The organism is Afipia sp. GW821-FHT04G03 (genome assembly GCF_059419985.1).
The window spans coordinates 92,292-106,998 of sequence record NZ_JBWKSV010000005.1 but is presented as its reverse complement, the minus strand read 5'-3'; the positions used below and the strand labels follow the sequence as shown (position 1 = coordinate 106,998).

9 protein-coding genes are annotated in these 14,707 nt (G+C 61.0%); 8 read left to right on the top strand and 1 reads right to left on the bottom strand.

The window, feature by feature from the left end; translation table 11 throughout:
• Positions 1–108: 108 nt before the first annotated feature.
• The 5 genes from rpoC (at position 109) to AC07UB_RS22110 (ending at position 10,579) form a co-directional block, all read left to right on the top strand.
• Positions 109–4,326 (top strand): DNA-directed RNA polymerase subunit beta', encoded by a 4,218-nt coding sequence (rpoC, locus tag AC07UB_RS22130; RefSeq protein ID WP_492789996.1) that lies wholly within the window; start codon positions 109–111, stop codon positions 4,324–4,326.
• A gap of 436 nt (positions 4,327–4,762) precedes the next feature.
• Positions 4,763–5,878: a helix-turn-helix transcriptional regulator gene (locus tag AC07UB_RS22125; RefSeq protein ID WP_492789995.1), complete on the top strand. Its 1,116-nt coding sequence runs from the start codon at positions 4,763–4,765 to the stop codon at positions 5,876–5,878.
• 168 nt (positions 5,879–6,046) lie between these two features.
• Positions 6,047–8,101 (top strand): FAD-dependent oxidoreductase, encoded by a 2,055-nt coding sequence (locus AC07UB_RS22120; RefSeq protein ID WP_492789994.1) that lies wholly within the window; start codon positions 6,047–6,049, stop codon positions 8,099–8,101.
• 50 nt (positions 8,102–8,151) lie between these two features.
• Positions 8,152–10,110 carry an ABC transporter ATP-binding protein gene (locus tag AC07UB_RS22115; protein WP_494654923.1) on the top strand — a complete coding sequence of 653 codons (1,959 nt, stop codon included), beginning with the start codon at positions 8,152–8,154 and terminating at the stop codon, positions 10,108–10,110.
• Positions 10,111–10,138: 28 nt separating this feature from the next.
• Positions 10,139–10,579, top strand: coding sequence for a GFA family protein (locus AC07UB_RS22110; RefSeq protein WP_494654921.1), 441 nt, complete (start codon positions 10,139–10,141; stop codon positions 10,577–10,579).
• 14 nt (positions 10,580–10,593) lie between these two features.
• Here the strand turns inward: AC07UB_RS22110 and AC07UB_RS22105 are convergent, their stop codons facing one another.
• Positions 10,594–11,760: an FAD-dependent monooxygenase gene (locus AC07UB_RS22105; protein ID WP_494654919.1), complete on the bottom strand. Its 1,167-nt coding sequence runs from the start codon at positions 11,758–11,760 to the stop codon at positions 10,594–10,596.
• A 258-nt stretch (positions 11,761–12,018) separates the two neighbouring features.
• Here AC07UB_RS22105 and AC07UB_RS22100 point away from each other — a divergent pair, with 258 nt between their 5' ends.
• The 3 genes from AC07UB_RS22100 to rpsG all read left to right on the top strand — a co-directional run bounded on the left by AC07UB_RS22100 (position 12,019) and on the right by rpsG (position 14,698).
• Positions 12,019–13,146 carry a GNAT family N-acetyltransferase gene (locus AC07UB_RS22100; protein ID WP_494654917.1) on the top strand — a complete coding sequence of 376 codons (1,128 nt, stop codon included), beginning with the start codon at positions 12,019–12,021 and terminating at the stop codon, positions 13,144–13,146.
• A 694-nt stretch (positions 13,147–13,840) separates the two neighbouring features.
• Positions 13,841–14,212 (top strand): 30S ribosomal protein S12, encoded by a 372-nt coding sequence (gene rpsL, locus AC07UB_RS22095; protein WP_046826837.1) that lies wholly within the window; start codon positions 13,841–13,843, stop codon positions 14,210–14,212.
• A 15-nt stretch (positions 14,213–14,227) separates the two neighbouring features.
• A complete protein-coding gene (gene rpsG, locus AC07UB_RS22090; protein ID WP_492789989.1) occupies positions 14,228–14,698 on the top strand; it encodes a 30S ribosomal protein S7 in 471 nt (156 codons plus the stop codon).
• Positions 14,699–14,707: the final 9 nt, after the last annotated feature.

Below are 14,707 nucleotides of genomic sequence, written 5' to 3'. Positions count from 1 at the left end.
GCTTGAATGCCGGGCATCCGCGCCTTGCCTGAACGTCGGGCAGGGCGCGAGACGACAGAAGAATTTCGAATTTGCTGCCGGTGACGATCGGCACGCGAGGAGAACACGATGAACCAAGAAATTATGAATCTCTTCAATCCGACGACTCCGGCTCAGGTCTTCGACCAGATCCGGATTTCGATCGCTTCGCCTGAGAAGATTCTGTCGTGGTCCTACGGCGAGATCAAGAAGCCGGAAACCATCAACTACCGCACGTTCAAGCCGGAGCGTGACGGCCTGTTCTGCGCGCGCATCTTCGGGCCGATCAAGGACTACGAATGTCTTTGCGGCAAGTACAAGCGCATGAAGTACAAGGGCATCATCTGCGAGAAGTGCTCGGTCGAAGTGACGCTGTCGCGCGTCCGGCGCGAGCGCATGGGCCATATCGAACTGGCTGCGCCTGTCGCGCACATCTGGTTTCTGAAGTCGCTGCCGTCGCGCATCGGCCTTCTGCTCGACATGACGCTGAAGGATCTCGAGCGGATTCTCTATTTCGAATACTACGTCGTTCTCGAGCCGGGTCTGACCGCGCTCAAGGACCGTCAGCTGCTGTCGGAAGAAGAGTATCTCCGCGCGCAGGACGAATACGGCCAGGACAGCTTCACCGCCATGATCGGCGCGGAAGCGATCCGCGAACTGTTGAAGGGTCTGGAGCTTGAAAAGCTCGAAGCGCAACTGCGCGTCGATATGCAAGAGACCGAATCCGACATCAAGCACAAGAAGCTCGCCAAGCGCCTGAAGATCGTCGAAGCGTTCCGCCACTCCGGCAACAAGCCGGAATGGATGATCATGACGGTGGTGCCGGTGATTCCGCCGGACCTGCGTCCGCTGGTGCCGCTGGACGGCGGCCGCTTTGCGACCTCCGACCTGAACGATCTCTATCGCCGCGTCATCAACCGCAACAACCGTTTGAAGCGGCTGATGGAGCTACGCGCGCCGGACATCATCATCCGCAACGAAAAGCGCATGTTGCAGGAAGCTGTGGACGCGCTGTTCGACAACGGCCGCCGCGGCCGCGTCATCACGGGCGCCAACAAGCGCCCGCTGAAGTCGCTCGCCGACATGCTCAAGGGCAAGCAGGGCCGCTTCCGTCAGAACCTGCTCGGCAAGCGCGTCGATTATTCGGGCCGCTCCGTGATCGTCGTCGGTCCGGAACTGCGCCTGCATCAGTGCGGCCTGCCGAAGAAGATGGCGCTCGAACTGTTCAAGCCGTTCATCTACTCGCGGCTCGACGCCAAGGGTCTGTCCACCACCGTGAAGCAGGCGAAGAAGCTCGTTGAAAAAGAGCGTCCCGAGGTTTGGGACATTCTCGACGAGGTCATTCGCGAGCATCCGGTGCTGCTGAACCGCGCGCCGACGCTGCATCGTCTCGGCATTCAGGCGTTCGAGCCGGTGTTGATCGAAGGCAAGGCGATTCAGCTTCATCCGCTGGTTTGCGCGGCGTTCAACGCCGACTTCGACGGCGACCAGATGGCCGTGCACGTTCCGCTGTCGCTTGAAGCGCAGCTGGAAGCGCGCGTCCTGATGATGTCGACCAACAACATCCTGCATCCCGCGAACGGCCAGCCGATCATCGTGCCGTCGCAGGACATCGTGCTGGGTCTTTATTATCTCTCGATCCTGCGCGAAGGCCTGCAGGGCGAAGGCAAGGTCTACCGCGACATGGCGGAGATCGAGCATGCGCTGTTCTCGAAGGTCATCCACCTGCACACCAAGATCAAGTACCGGTGGACGGGGATCGACGAGGAAGGCAAGACGATCTCGAAGATCTACGACACCACCGCCGGCCGCGTCATGCTGGGGCAGGTTCTGCCGAAGCACGGCAAGGTGCCGTTCGACACTATCAACAAGCTGATGACGAAGCGCGAAATCTCCGGCGTGATCGATCAGGTGTATCGTCACTGCGGTCAGAAGGAGACAGTGATCTTCTGCGACCGCATCATGGCGCTCGGCTTCTACAACGCCTTCAAGGCGGGCATTTCGTTCGGCAAGGACGACATGGTCGTGCCGCACGGCAAGTGGAAGATCGTCGACGACACGCGCTCGATGGCGAAGGAATTCGAGCAGCAGTACAACGACGGCCTCATCACGCAGGGCGAAAAGTACAACAAGGTGGTCGACGCCTGGTCCAAGGCTACGGAAAAGATCGCCGACCAGATGATGAAGGAAATTTCGTCCGTCAAGAAGAACTCGAAGGGCGAAGATTCCCAGATCAACTCGATCTACATGATGGCTCACTCTGGTGCGCGTGGTTCGCCGGCGCAGATGCGTCAGCTCGCCGGTATGCGCGGCCTGATGGCCAAGCCGGACGGCTCCATCATCGAGACTCCGATCGTCTCGAACTTCAAGGAAGGCCTGACCGTGATGGAGTACTTTAACTCCACCCACGGCGCCCGTAAGGGTCTGGCCGACACCGCCTTGAAGACCGCGAACTCGGGCTATCTGACCCGTCGTCTGGTCGACGTGGCGCAGGACTGCATCATCACGCAGGACGATTGCGGCACCAAGCTCGGCATCAAGATGCGCGCGATCATCGACGCGGGCACGGTCGTGGCCTCGCTGGCGTCGCGTATTCTCGGCCGTACCAACGGCGAGGATCTGCGCGATCCGGTGACCAACAAGATCGTGGTCAAGCGCGGCACGCTGATGGAGGAGACTCACGTCGACGCCATCCAGCAGGCCGGCATCCAGGAAGTGAAGATCCGCTCGGCGCTGACCTGCGAACTGGTCAACGGCATCTGCGGCAAGTGCTACGGGCGCGATCTCGCCCGCGGTACGCCCGTCAACCACGGCGAGGCTGTCGGCGTTATCGCCGCGCAGTCGATCGGCGAGCCGGGCACGCAGCTCACCATGCGCACGTTCCACATCGGTGGTGCGGCGCAGATCAACGAGCAGTCGTTCATCGAGTCGAACTTCGACGGTAAGATCGTCATCAAGAACCGGGCGATCGCGACCAACAGCGAAGGCTTCAACGCCGCGATGGTCCGCAACATGGTTGTTGCGGTCGTCGATCCTGACGGCACCGAGCGTGCGACGCATCGCATTCAGTACGGCGCGCGTATGCGCGTCGATGACGGCGATATGATCAAGCGCGGCCAGCGCATCGCGGAGTGGGATCCATACTCACGCCCGATCCTGACCGAAGTCGAAGGCACCATCGGGTTCGAGGATCTGGTCGAAGGCCAGTCGATCTCGGAAACGCTCGACGAATCCACGGGTATCGCAAAGCGCGTGGTTATCGACTGGCGCACGACCGGCCGTGGCGCGGATTTGCGTCCCGCCATCGTGGTCAAGGGCAAGGACGGCAAGGTGCTGAAGCTGGCACGCGGCGGTGACGCCCGTTACATGCTCTCGGTTGATGCCATTCTGTCGGTGGACGTCGGCGCCAAGGTCAAGGCCGGCGACATTCTCGCGCGTGTTTCGACGGAAAGCGCCAAGACCCGCGACATCACCGGCGGTCTGCCGCGCGTCGCGGAACTGTTCGAGGCCCGCAAGCCGAAGGATGCCGCTATCATCGCGGAAATCGCCGGCACGATCCGCTTCGGACGCGACTACAAGAACAAGCGCCGCATTTCGATCGAGCCTGTCGACAAGAACGAGGAGACTCGCGAGTACCTCATTCCAAAGGGCAAGCACATCCATCTGCAGGACGGCGACATCGTCGAAAAGGGCGATTTCATCGTCGAAGGCAATCCGGCGCCGCACGACATTCTGGCGATCAAGGGCATCGAGGAACTCGCTGCCTATCTGGTCAACGAAATCCAGGAAGTTTATCGGCTCCAGGGCGTGCTCATCAACGACAAGCACATCGAAGTGATTGTTCGTCAGATGCTGCAGAAGGTCGAGATCACCGATCAGGGCGAGACCGACATGATTTCGGGCGAGCAGATCGACAAGATCGAGTTCGACCAGATCAACGCCAAGGCGAAGGACGAAGGCAAGAAGATCGCAACCGGCACGCCGGTGCTGCTCGGCATCACCAAGGCGAGCTTGCAGACGCGGTCGTTCTTCTCGGCGGCGTCGTTCCAGGAGACCACGCGCGTGCTCACCGAAGCTGCCGTCAACGGCAAGGTGGATCCGCTCGAAGGCCTCAAGGAGAACGTGATCGTCGGCCGCCTGATCCCGGCCGGCACCGGCGCCTCGATGGCGAAGATCCGCGAAGTCGCAACCAAGCGCGACAAGCTGATCCTCGACGAGCGCGAGAAGCAGGCGGCGATCGTGCCGTCGGCTCCCGAAGAGGAACCGTTGGCGTTGCCGCCGGCGGAGTCATCCGCGGCGTCGAGCTGATGCAATCAAAAAGGCCGGCTTTCGAGCCGGCCTTTTTCGTCATGGCTCCGAAGGCTGTGGGCTGGAAGCCACAGCGCATGTAAAAGCTAAGGCATCAGAGTAGCTTAACCCATTTGGGTGATGCCATGCCGCAAGTCATGCTTCTATCGTGTTGTCGTTCTGTGACCATCCAAAATAACAAGAAGCACTTTGGGCAGGGGTTTTTAAAGAAAAACGCGCATTCTAGGGAGCCATAGGACACGATCGCCTCGCGGTGATTATTTTGGTGTCCGTGGCTTGGAATAGGGGACACCTGTTCTTGAAGGCCAGCGAAAGCTGGCCTTTTTGTTTATTCCCTCACGTTTGATTTTATATTTTGCCATTGCGGATGACCATTCGCTGGCGGCGCGGAACCTGGGTGCATAGCCTAGCGTTGAAAGCCGTGAGAGGCAGAAGCTTGGCTGACTTGTTTCACGAAACACTGGCGGACCGCATCTACGAGGCGGCGGTGGTGCCGGAAAAGTGGGCGGACGTGCTCGGCGAAATGTCCAGCGCAGTCGGCGGCGCGGGCGGGCTGCTTTTTACAGCCAACGCAGATCACACGAGCGGGATCGCATCGGCCGACATCGAGGCGATTTTCGAGGAATTTGTTCGCGACGGCTGGGCGCAGATCAATCAGCGGCCCGCGCGTTTGGGGGCGTTGGCTGCTGCCGGGTTTGTGCGCGACCATGATGCCTTCACCGACGAGGAACTGGACAACGATCCGGTCTATCGTGACTTTCTTCGCAAGCGTGGCCTCGGTTGGGCCACCGGGACGATGCTGGATACCCCATCCGGAGATTCGATTATTTTCTCCTTCGAGCGCGCCTATGAGAAAGGTCCGGTCCCGATCGAAACGGTGAGGCAGTTCGATCTGCTTCGTCCTCACCTTGCACGCAGCGCGCTGTTGTCGTCGCGGCTCGGCATGGAGCGGGCCAAGGCGATGACCGAGACGTTGCAGTCGCTGGGGCTGCCCGGAGCAGTGCTGCGCGACGGCGGCAGGGTTCGCGCCGTCAATGCGTCGCTCGAACGATTGATGCCGTCCTTGTTTCAGGATCGCCGCGAACGGCTTTGCCTTTCGGATGCGGCAGCGGATCGTCTGCTTGAAGAAGCCTTGGGCCGCAGATCGCTCGCAGGCGGTCCGGTCTCGGTGAATTCCATTCCTGTTGCCGCGACGGAGGAACATCCGCCGATGATCCTTCATCTGCTTCCGATTTGCGGCGTGGCGAATGATCTCTTTTCACAGGCCAACTCGCTGCTGGTGGTCACGCCGGTGGACCGCGCTGTCGTGCCCACGGCGAAGGTGCTGCAGGGCCTGTTCGATCTCACGCCGGCCGAGGCGAGGGTGGCGCGGGGTATCAGCGAGGCGCAGACCATCGAGGGATTGGCGCTGGCCGCCGGCGTTTCGCTCGAGACGGTCCGGAGCCAGCTCAAGGCCGTGCTCTCGAAAACCGGTCTGTCGCGCCAGCAGGAACTCATCAGCCTGCTGGCCGGGAAGATGCTACCGGTGACTGTACGCCCGCCATCCACCTGACGGGACGGATCAAACGGCGAAAAATGCCGTCCAGATTCAATATATTGACCTTATTTCGTGTAGATCGCGCTTTGTTCATCTTCCCTTCAGATGAAAAACGCTTTTGTTTAAGGTGAGTTAGACCGGCTATCACCCGAATGGGGCCGGGTGCGAGGGGCGAAGGACCATATGCTCGATCTGGCGATTGTAGGCGGCGGCCCAGGCGGGTTGATGAGCGCCTGGTACCTCAAGAAGAAGCTCGGAGCGCTTTGCCGCGTCACCATCTACGAGGCGTCCGATCGCGTCGGTGGTAAAATCCTGACGAAGACATTTGACACGGCGCCGGCGATGTACGAGGCGGGCGTGGCCGAAATCTACGACTACTCGATGACGGGTCCCGACCCGCTGCGCGAACTGATCCAGCATTTCGGGTTGCAGACCATCCCGATGGACGCCGAGCAGGTGCAGCTCGACGGCGAACTGCTCGACGATGTGCCGGGTATGCGCCGCAAGTACGGCGCGCAGACCGCGAAGGCGATTGAGGATTTCCGCAAGCTCTGCGCGTCGATGGTGACGCCGCTCGAATATTATGAAGGCGTCGGCGCGCACGACAACGAACATCCGTGGGCCTACATGAGCGCCGAGGAGCTGCTGGATCGCGAAGTCGCCGATCCGGTCGCCAAACGGTTCCTGAAAGTAATGGCGCGTTCCGACATCGCCACCGAGCCGCACAACACCAATGGGCTGAATGCGCTGAAGAACTTCGTGATGGATGTCGAGGGCTATATCGGCCTCTACTCGATCCAGAACGGCAACGAACAGCTCGTCCACAGCCTGCAAAGCGAAATCGATGCCGACATTCAGTTGAACCATCGCGTTCTCAAGGTCGGCAAGGCGGATTCCGGGCGCTACGCCATCAACATGATGAACGGCAAGGGGCCGATCACCAAGGAACACGATCTGGTCGTGATGTGCCTGCCGCACTCGTGGCTCACCACCATGCGCTGGGATGGCGAACTGCTGCGCCATTCGATGGTCAAGCACATCGCCTATTTCGACCGCCCGGCGCACTACCTGCGCGTCTCGCTCCTGTTTGACGAGCCGTTCTGGGGCGACAAGGTTCCGGGCGCGTGGTGGATGTCGGAAGCTTTCGGCGGCTGCTGCGTGTACGTCGAAGGCGCGCGTCACGATGTCGGCCGCCATGGCGTGCTGAACTGGCTGATCCCGGGTTCGGATGCGTTGGCCTTCGCGAATCTCAGCGACAAGGAACTGATCGATGCGGCGCTGAAGTCGTTGCCGAAATCGTTCGGCGATGCCCGCTCGCATTTCCTCGAAGGCAAGACCCATCGCTGGCTGTCGTCGGTCAACAGCATTCCGGGCGGGTTGCCCGCGCGCGACGTCATGACCAATCATCATCCGGAGCCGCACGAGCATCCCGGTCTGGTCGTCGTCGGCGACTATCTGTTCGACTCGACGCTGAACGGGCTGCTGGATTCGTCGGACGCCGCGACCGACATCATCCTCACGCAGATGATCAAGCTGCGCTACGAGCGCGGCGATAGCGGCAATGTGCCGTCCGAAAAGATCGACCGCGCCTATTTCGATAACTACCGCAACACCGGACCCTACAGCGAGGTCTGGAGCCAGTTCACCGATCCGGACTATCTCGCCAACCTCATCAAGATCGTGTGGAACCGGGCCAGGGGCTACAAGCTGCTGGTGGCGGGCTCGGCGAGCGGCGAACTGGTCGGTGCGCTGCGCGAACGCGGCATCGATGCCTGGGGTGTCGAGAACAACCGCTATATCCACGCCAAGACGCCCAAGGCGCTGCGGAAATACAACAGGCTCGGCTCGCTCACCAAGTTGCCGTTCAAGAACGGCGAGTTCGATTTCGTCTATGAGACGAGCCTGTGTCATGTGTCCGACAAGCAGGTGAAGCGCGCCGTCCGCGAATTGAACCGCGTCGTGAAGACTGGGTTCGTGTTCGGCTCCATCACCAGCGACATGGCGCCGGGGCTGATCGACCGTTACGACCTGCTGCGCGGTGTCAAAAAATTAGGCACCTGGTGGGAGTGGTCCGAGCTGTTCTTCAACAACGGCTTCGACCTGTCGATGCACCGGCGCGACACCACCGACGCTGTCTGGGATGCGACGCTGGCGGCGAACAAGGGGCCCGGCGACTGGTACATGGACGCCGACAGCCTGCGCTATTCGTTCTTTGACAAGGTTGCCGCCGACGACTAATCGCTTAAGGACGCGGCGGCCATCCGGCCGTCGGCAGCGACGGTTTTTATATGCCGACCAAGCCGCCCAGTTCGGATACCGACAAGCCAGCGTCGGGCAAGCCGCTCGACGACGAGGCGGCGCGCCTTGCCGCAGGGCAGGCCGATATTCCCGCGCCGCCGATCCCCGACGACATCGACGACGATGACGACGACGAGGATCTCGTCGCCTATACCGCGAGCGAGGCCGCGGGCGCTTTCGCGACCATCTGGCGGTTCACCTGGCCGCACATGCGCCAGTACAAGACGTGGGTCGCCGTCGTTGGCCTCGGGCTTTTCGTGGAGACGTTGTTCAACGTCATCATGCCGCTCAGCCTGAAGTATCTGATCGACGACGCGCTCGGCGAAGAAGACTTCCAGGCGCTCTATACCATTCTCGGCGTGCTAGCGGCCGCCGGCATCATCACCTCCATCGTCGCGGTCTGGTACGAGCGCTGGGACGCGCGGCTCGCGGCCTCCGTGATCGCCGACGTTCGCGGGCGGCTGTTCGAGCATGTCCAGAACCTGCCGGCGGCTTTCTTCGGACGGACCAAGCGCGGCGAAATCCTTTCGCGATTTTCCGTGGACATGGCCGGCTATGAATCCTCGGTCAAGCATTTCGCCAACAGCGCGGCGTTGCCGTTCCTCGAACTGATCGCAGGTATCGGCCTGATGATCTGGCTGAACTGGCAGCTTGCCGCCGTGGCGCTGCTGATATTCCCGATCACGCTGATCGGCCCGCGCATCCTGACGCCGAAGGCGGTGCAGGCGAACTACGAGCAGAAGGTCAACGAGTCGGCGATCCTCGGCGTGGTGCAGGAAAACGTCGCGGCGCAGATGGTGGTGAAAGCGTTCGGCTTGCAGCGCAAGGCGTTCGGCTGGTTCACCTTCCGCAACAACGCTGCGCGCCGCTCGATGTCGGATGCGACATTCCTGTCGACCATGGTGGAGCGGACCGTCACCATTTCGGTGCTGCTGCTTCATCTGATCGTGCTGGCGATCGGCGCGTATCTTGCGACCATCGGCAAGATTTCCATCGGCACCTTCGTCACCTTCGAAAGCGCGTTCTGGGAAATTTCCTACAACATCGCGCACCTGATGCATTTCATTCCCGTGGCGATTCAGGCCTCCGCCGCCGTGCGCCATATGGAAGAACTGCTGGATGAGCCGACGCGCGGCGCCGACCGGCCCGGCGCACCGGATCTGCCCCGCATCACCGACAACATCACCTTCGATCGCGTGGTCTTCAAGTATGAAGGCAGCGACACCACGGTTCTCGACAGCCTGTCGCTCAAGATCGGCGTCGGCAAGAACATCGCCATCGTGGGACCGAGCGGCTCCGGCAAGAGCACGCTGCTCAATCTCATTCTGCGCCTCTACGTGCCGAACGAGGGCAGGGTGACCATCGACGGCGTCGACATCCGCAAGGTGACCCGCGACTCGCTACGCAAGAGCATGGCGGTGGTGTTTCAGGAAAACATGCTGTTCAACATGTCGATCCGCGAGAACATCCGGCTCGGCAAGGAAGGTGCGACCGACGCTGAGGTCGAGGACGCCGCCAGGAAGGCGGAGATCCATCGCTACATCATGACGTTGCCGGACAAATACGACACGGTGGTGGGCGAGCGCGGCGATACGCTGTCCGGCGGCCAGCGCCAGCGCATCGCGATTGCGCGCGCCATCGTCCGCAATCCGTCGGTGCTGCTGCTCGATGAAGCGACGTCGGCGCTCGACCAGACCACCGAGGCCGCGATCAACCGCACGCTGCTCAAGGTCGCCAAGGGCCGCACCATGATCTTCTCGACGCATCGATTGACGTCGGTGGTCGACATGGACGAAATCATCGTGATCAGCAACGGCCAGGCGATCGAGCGCGGGCCGCACGCCGAACTGCTTGCGAAGAACGGCATGTACCGCAAGCTGTGGGACGACCAGCTTCACAAGTCGCATCATCCGGAAGAAGACGACGATGATGAGGATGACGACGAATAGTTTCCGCGCGAACCGGTAAGCTGCGTCGATGACGAACGCATCGAACAGCCGGATGCTTGCCGGCAAATGCCTGTGCGGCGCGGTCCGTTACGCGGTGGCGGACGAATTCGCCTATGCCATGAATTGTCACTGCTCGAACTGCCGGCGAACGACGGGTTCGGCATTCAAACCATTCGCCGGTATCGCGCGCGAAAAGCTGAGCCTGATCCAAGGCGAAAACCACCTGACGATCTTCGGTGAGGAAAGCGGCCACGATGCGCACTGCAGGGCATGCGGGTCATTGCTTTATTCGGTGGTCCGGGACGGCGCCTACGTTCATGTCGCGATGGGAACGCTCATTGACGATCCGGGCATCCGTCCGAGCGCGCATATCTTCGTCGGCTCGAAGGCGCCGTGGTTTACGATCACCGACGATCTGCCCCAATACGAAGAACATGTCGTAGCGACGTCTGCTGACAGGCGAGGATGACGGGAGCGCCGCGATTACGGCTGCGCGGTCCGTCTGACCGACAGCGTTTCGCGGGCGTGGCGGATGGCGCCGACGCCGAAGCGATGGGCAAACCGAATCCATCGGCGCAGATGCCACAACAGTCCGGTGTCGACCGAGATCGAGCGAAGGTCGTAGGCCTGACGCCGTGAGGCGTTGTCGTTGGCGCACTTGTCCGGATCGTCGTAGAATTGCGAAATCTTCGCGGCATCCATGCCGGCGCTCGACAGCCACGCCGGGATGTAGGCGTTGCACAGCCGTTCCACATCCATGAACACTTTCCCGGTGCCGGTGCCGGCGGCGGGACATGACGTTGCGAAGGCGTCGCCCACCAGAACGATACCGGCTTGCCGATGACCTTTGGTGACATAGAGGTCGGCGGGACGAATCTTGATCACGCCTTCGACCTTGAAGTCGCCGGTCAGCGCGGCAAGGTTGGGCATCAGTTCATGCATGGCCTGTTCGGGCGTCTGGCGCATCCGGCGCAGCCATGGGTCGTCCATGCCGCGATAGACCATGAGGTTGGCGCGCATCGCCGAGCCGATCGGAAACAGCGTCAGATAAGACATCTGCGCTGCCGAATTTTCCGTGAAGTAGGTCAGTGCGGGAAATTCAAACTTGTCGCTGCCGACAGGCGCGACGTTGAAGCCCACGGTGATGGAATGACACGGGCTGATGATTTCGCGTTCGATGCCGAGCGTGTGGCGCAGTCCAATGTTCAGGCCGTTGGCGAGCACGATCAGGCGGGCAGAGATGCTTTCGCCGTTGGACAACGTCACGGTCTGACGGTCAGCGCTGGTGGCGACGGCCGTGACCTTGGCTTCGATGAAATCGACGGTGGCGGGGATCTGACGGCGAACGGTGTTCACCAGGTCGTCGTAGATGATGCCGTGCTGGTCGCTGGGCCGCTTGTCGAGCAGACGTCCGAGCCGCGCGGTCCAGACTGCACTGTCGAGCGTGGTCGCGGCAAGCACGGGTTCGGAAAGGCCGGTCTTGCGCAGGATGTCGAGCTGATAGCCGCCGAGCTTTTCGCAACGGAAGTCGGAAGGGTAGATGGCGTGCGGATCGACCAGAACCGCGGAAATTCCCGCGCGGCCGAGCATCGCCGCTGCTGTCGATCCCGCCAGCCCGCCGCCGACAATGGCGATGTCCGTATGACGCATGTCCGCCTCGTTTCGAGCTGCATAGCATTACCGCTGCAAACTCGACTAAAGCTTGAAACGAACATGGTGAACGAGCGGTGAGGTTAATGCTGCGAAAACGCATGTATTAACGCTTTAAATGCTTGTGACTTGCCTGCGGCGGGCCGTCGCAGCATTACTGCTCGGGGCGGCCGGTTTTCTTGGATCGAAGTAATGGAACTGCAATCCGATACCGGCAAGATGCGGCATTGACGCGCGTAAGCGCAGGTTTGAACTCCAATGATTTCAGTTACGGTCGCATCGCCCGGTCAGAATATCGCCGCACAGTGGGATGATCTCATCCGGCGCGCGCCCGGCAACGCATTCATGAATCCTGTCGCGCTGAAGGCGGCGTTCGATACCATGTTCGCGGCGGTGTACGTGCTGCTGGCCTGGGAAGAGGGCGTCGAGTCCGCACGGCTCGTTGGTCTTTGGGCCCTTCAGCAGCGCAGCGTCATGATGTTCTGGCCGGCGCTGCTTGAGGCCCGTCCATACAACTACGCATTTTTGTCCACGCCGGTCATCGACTCCGCCTTTGTGGGCGAGGTGATCCCGGCGTTTTTCGCCGCGATCAGGAATCATCCCACGCTGCCCAATGTGGTCAGCCTGAAGGAAATGGACGGCGACTCGCCGGCCTTTGCCGCCATCCGGAAAACCATCGCGGACGAACGTCACGCTCATCTCACGCTCACTCAAAGCACGCGTCCTTCCGTGTCGCGCGAGAAGGGTGTGAAAAGCTCCGGTTCGACCCGCAAGAAGCTGCGGCAGGACTGGAACCGGCTGTCCGGGTTGGGTGCGCTGGAAATGGTCAACGAACGGTCGGCCGATGCCACACGGGCGGCGTTCGAGCAGTTTCTCGATCTTGAAAAGCGAAGCTGGAAGGGGGCCGAAGGCACCGCCATCCTGTGCAACGATCGGGATGCGGCGTTTACCCGGCGGCTCATCGGGGACCTGGCAGAGGATGGGAACGCCTCGGTGGCGCTGCTGCGCCTCGATGGGCGGCCCGTGGCGGCGCAGGTCGTGTTGTATTGCGGGACCAGCGCCTATACTTGGAAAACCGCCTTTGACGCTGATTTCGCGAAGTATTCTCCTGGCGTCCTCCTGATCGACAAGCTCACCGAACACCTGTTCGCGGCAACCGGCGTGGAGGTCATCGATTCGTGCTCGGCCGAGGGCAGTTTCATGGGGAATCTCTGGACCGGGCGGAAAGCCATGGTCGACATGGTGGTGGACGTCGGTGCGAGTCGCTCGCTGGTGTTCGCCATGGAGGCCGCGCGGCAGCTCGGCTACGAAAAGCTGCGCAATCTGCGGGACTGGCTGCGGGCCACGTCCGTGCTCCCGGTGAGGCGGCGGCTGGCGTCTCCATGAGGGGCTGGTTGGGCATCATCTTGTAAGTCGTTGAAATAAAATACTATTTCTTTAGTGTCGGCCATGCGGTCGGTATCATTGTCGGGTTGTAATCGCCGCAGGCGACCAGGAATCAGCGCCGATGGACCCGGCCGGAGGGGCCGAAACGACTCGAAATTTGCGATGCGCAGATTCGCGAACGATCTCATAGACGACATTGATCGAGCCGTGCGCGGCGTGTCAGAAGTGGCTCTGCCACTTGCGTTTTTGCCATGTCGTTTAGTCTTGACTTAGGTGGGCGTGGCTTATAAAACCCGGCCACTTCACGACAGGCGGTGAGCTTCCCTGCGTCGGAACGGATCACCTTTTCAGCCCGCGTTTTCAACCGGGATGGATCGGCACCAACCTCGACGGATGTCGCTCAAACGCTGTCGGCACTAGCCAGGCAATGCCAGGACACACTTGACCTCTCGGGCGACGCGACTTCGCGCACGGCCTTGAGTTCAGTCTCGGATGCATGATCGCGGTTTTCAACCGTGATCCTCTGTGGCGTTCAAGCGCTTTCCATTCAGTGATGAATGGTTGGCGCGATTTCGTTTTGCGCGGGTGAACGCGCGGCGCGGGATCGGTTTGGTTGCCGGCGTGAAGCGAGTGGGGCGAAAGCTCCGAATGAATTTGCGGGACCGATGAGGTTTCGTGTGAACAAGGGTGAACGATGCCGACGATCAACCAGCTGATCGCAAAGCCACGTGAAGCGCAGAAGTCGCGCAAGAAGGTGCCCGCTTTGCAGCAGTCGCCGCAGAAGCGTGGCGTTTGCACGCGCGTCTATACGACGACTCCGAAGAAGCCTAACTCGGCGCTTCGTAAGGTCGCCAAGGTGCGCTTGACCAACGGCTTCGAAGTCATCGGTTACATTCCGGGTGAAGGCCACAACCTTCAGGAGCACTCGGTGGTCATGATCCGCGGCGGCCGCGTCAAGGATTTGCCCGGCGTGCGTTACCACATTCTCCGCGGCGTCCTCGATACGCAGGGCGTCAAGAACCGCAAGCAGCGTCGTTCGAAGTACGGCGCGAAGCGTCCGAAGTAATCGGGGATCTGATCTATGTCGCGTCGCCATTCTGCTGAAAAGCGTGAAGTGAACCCGGATCCGAAGTTCGGGAACATCATCATTACGAAGTTCATGAATTCGATCATGTACGACGGCAAGAAGTCTGCCGCCGAAAGCATCGTCTACGGTGCGCTCGAGATGATCGAGAGCAAGACCAAGCAGGGTCCGCTGCCGGTGTTCGAGCAGGCGCTGGAAAACGTCATGCCGACGATCGAAGTGCGTTCGCGCCGCGTCGGTGGCGCCACCTATCAGGTGCCGGTTGAAGTTCGCTCCGTGCGCCGTCAGGCGCTGGGCATTCGCTGGATCATTACGGCCGCCCGCGGCCGCAACGAAAAGACAATGACCGAACGGCTCTCCGCGGAGCTGCTCGATGCATCGAACAACCGGGGGAACGCGGTCAAGAAGCGTGAAGACGTGCACAAGATGGCGGAAGCCAACCGTGCCTTCTCGCACTATCGCTGGTAACGGCGAACC

What these genes read in the sequence shown, in the direction of transcription:
- AC07UB_RS22110 (WP_494654921.1), top strand. Translation starts at nt 10,139, where the DNA reads ATGACGAACGCATCGAACAGCCGGATGCTTGCCGGCAAATGCCTGTGC.
- rpoC (WP_492789996.1), top strand. Translation starts at nt 109, where the DNA reads ATGAACCAAGAAATTATGAATCTCTTCAATCCGACGACTCCGGCTCAG.
- rpsL (WP_046826837.1), top strand. Translation starts at nt 13,841, where the DNA reads ATGCCGACGATCAACCAGCTGATCGCAAAGCCACGTGAAGCGCAGAAG.
- AC07UB_RS22115 (WP_494654923.1), top strand. Translation starts at nt 8,152, where the DNA reads ATGCCGACCAAGCCGCCCAGTTCGGATACCGACAAGCCAGCGTCGGGC.
- AC07UB_RS22100 (WP_494654917.1), top strand. Translation starts at nt 12,019, where the DNA reads ATGATTTCAGTTACGGTCGCATCGCCCGGTCAGAATATCGCCGCACAG.
- AC07UB_RS22120 (WP_492789994.1), top strand. Translation starts at nt 6,047, where the DNA reads ATGCTCGATCTGGCGATTGTAGGCGGCGGCCCAGGCGGGTTGATGAGC.
- rpsG (WP_492789989.1), top strand. Translation starts at nt 14,228, where the DNA reads ATGTCGCGTCGCCATTCTGCTGAAAAGCGTGAAGTGAACCCGGATCCG.
- AC07UB_RS22105 (WP_494654919.1), bottom strand. Translation starts at nt 11,760, where the DNA reads ATGCGTCATACGGACATCGCCATTGTCGGCGGCGGGCTGGCGGGATCG.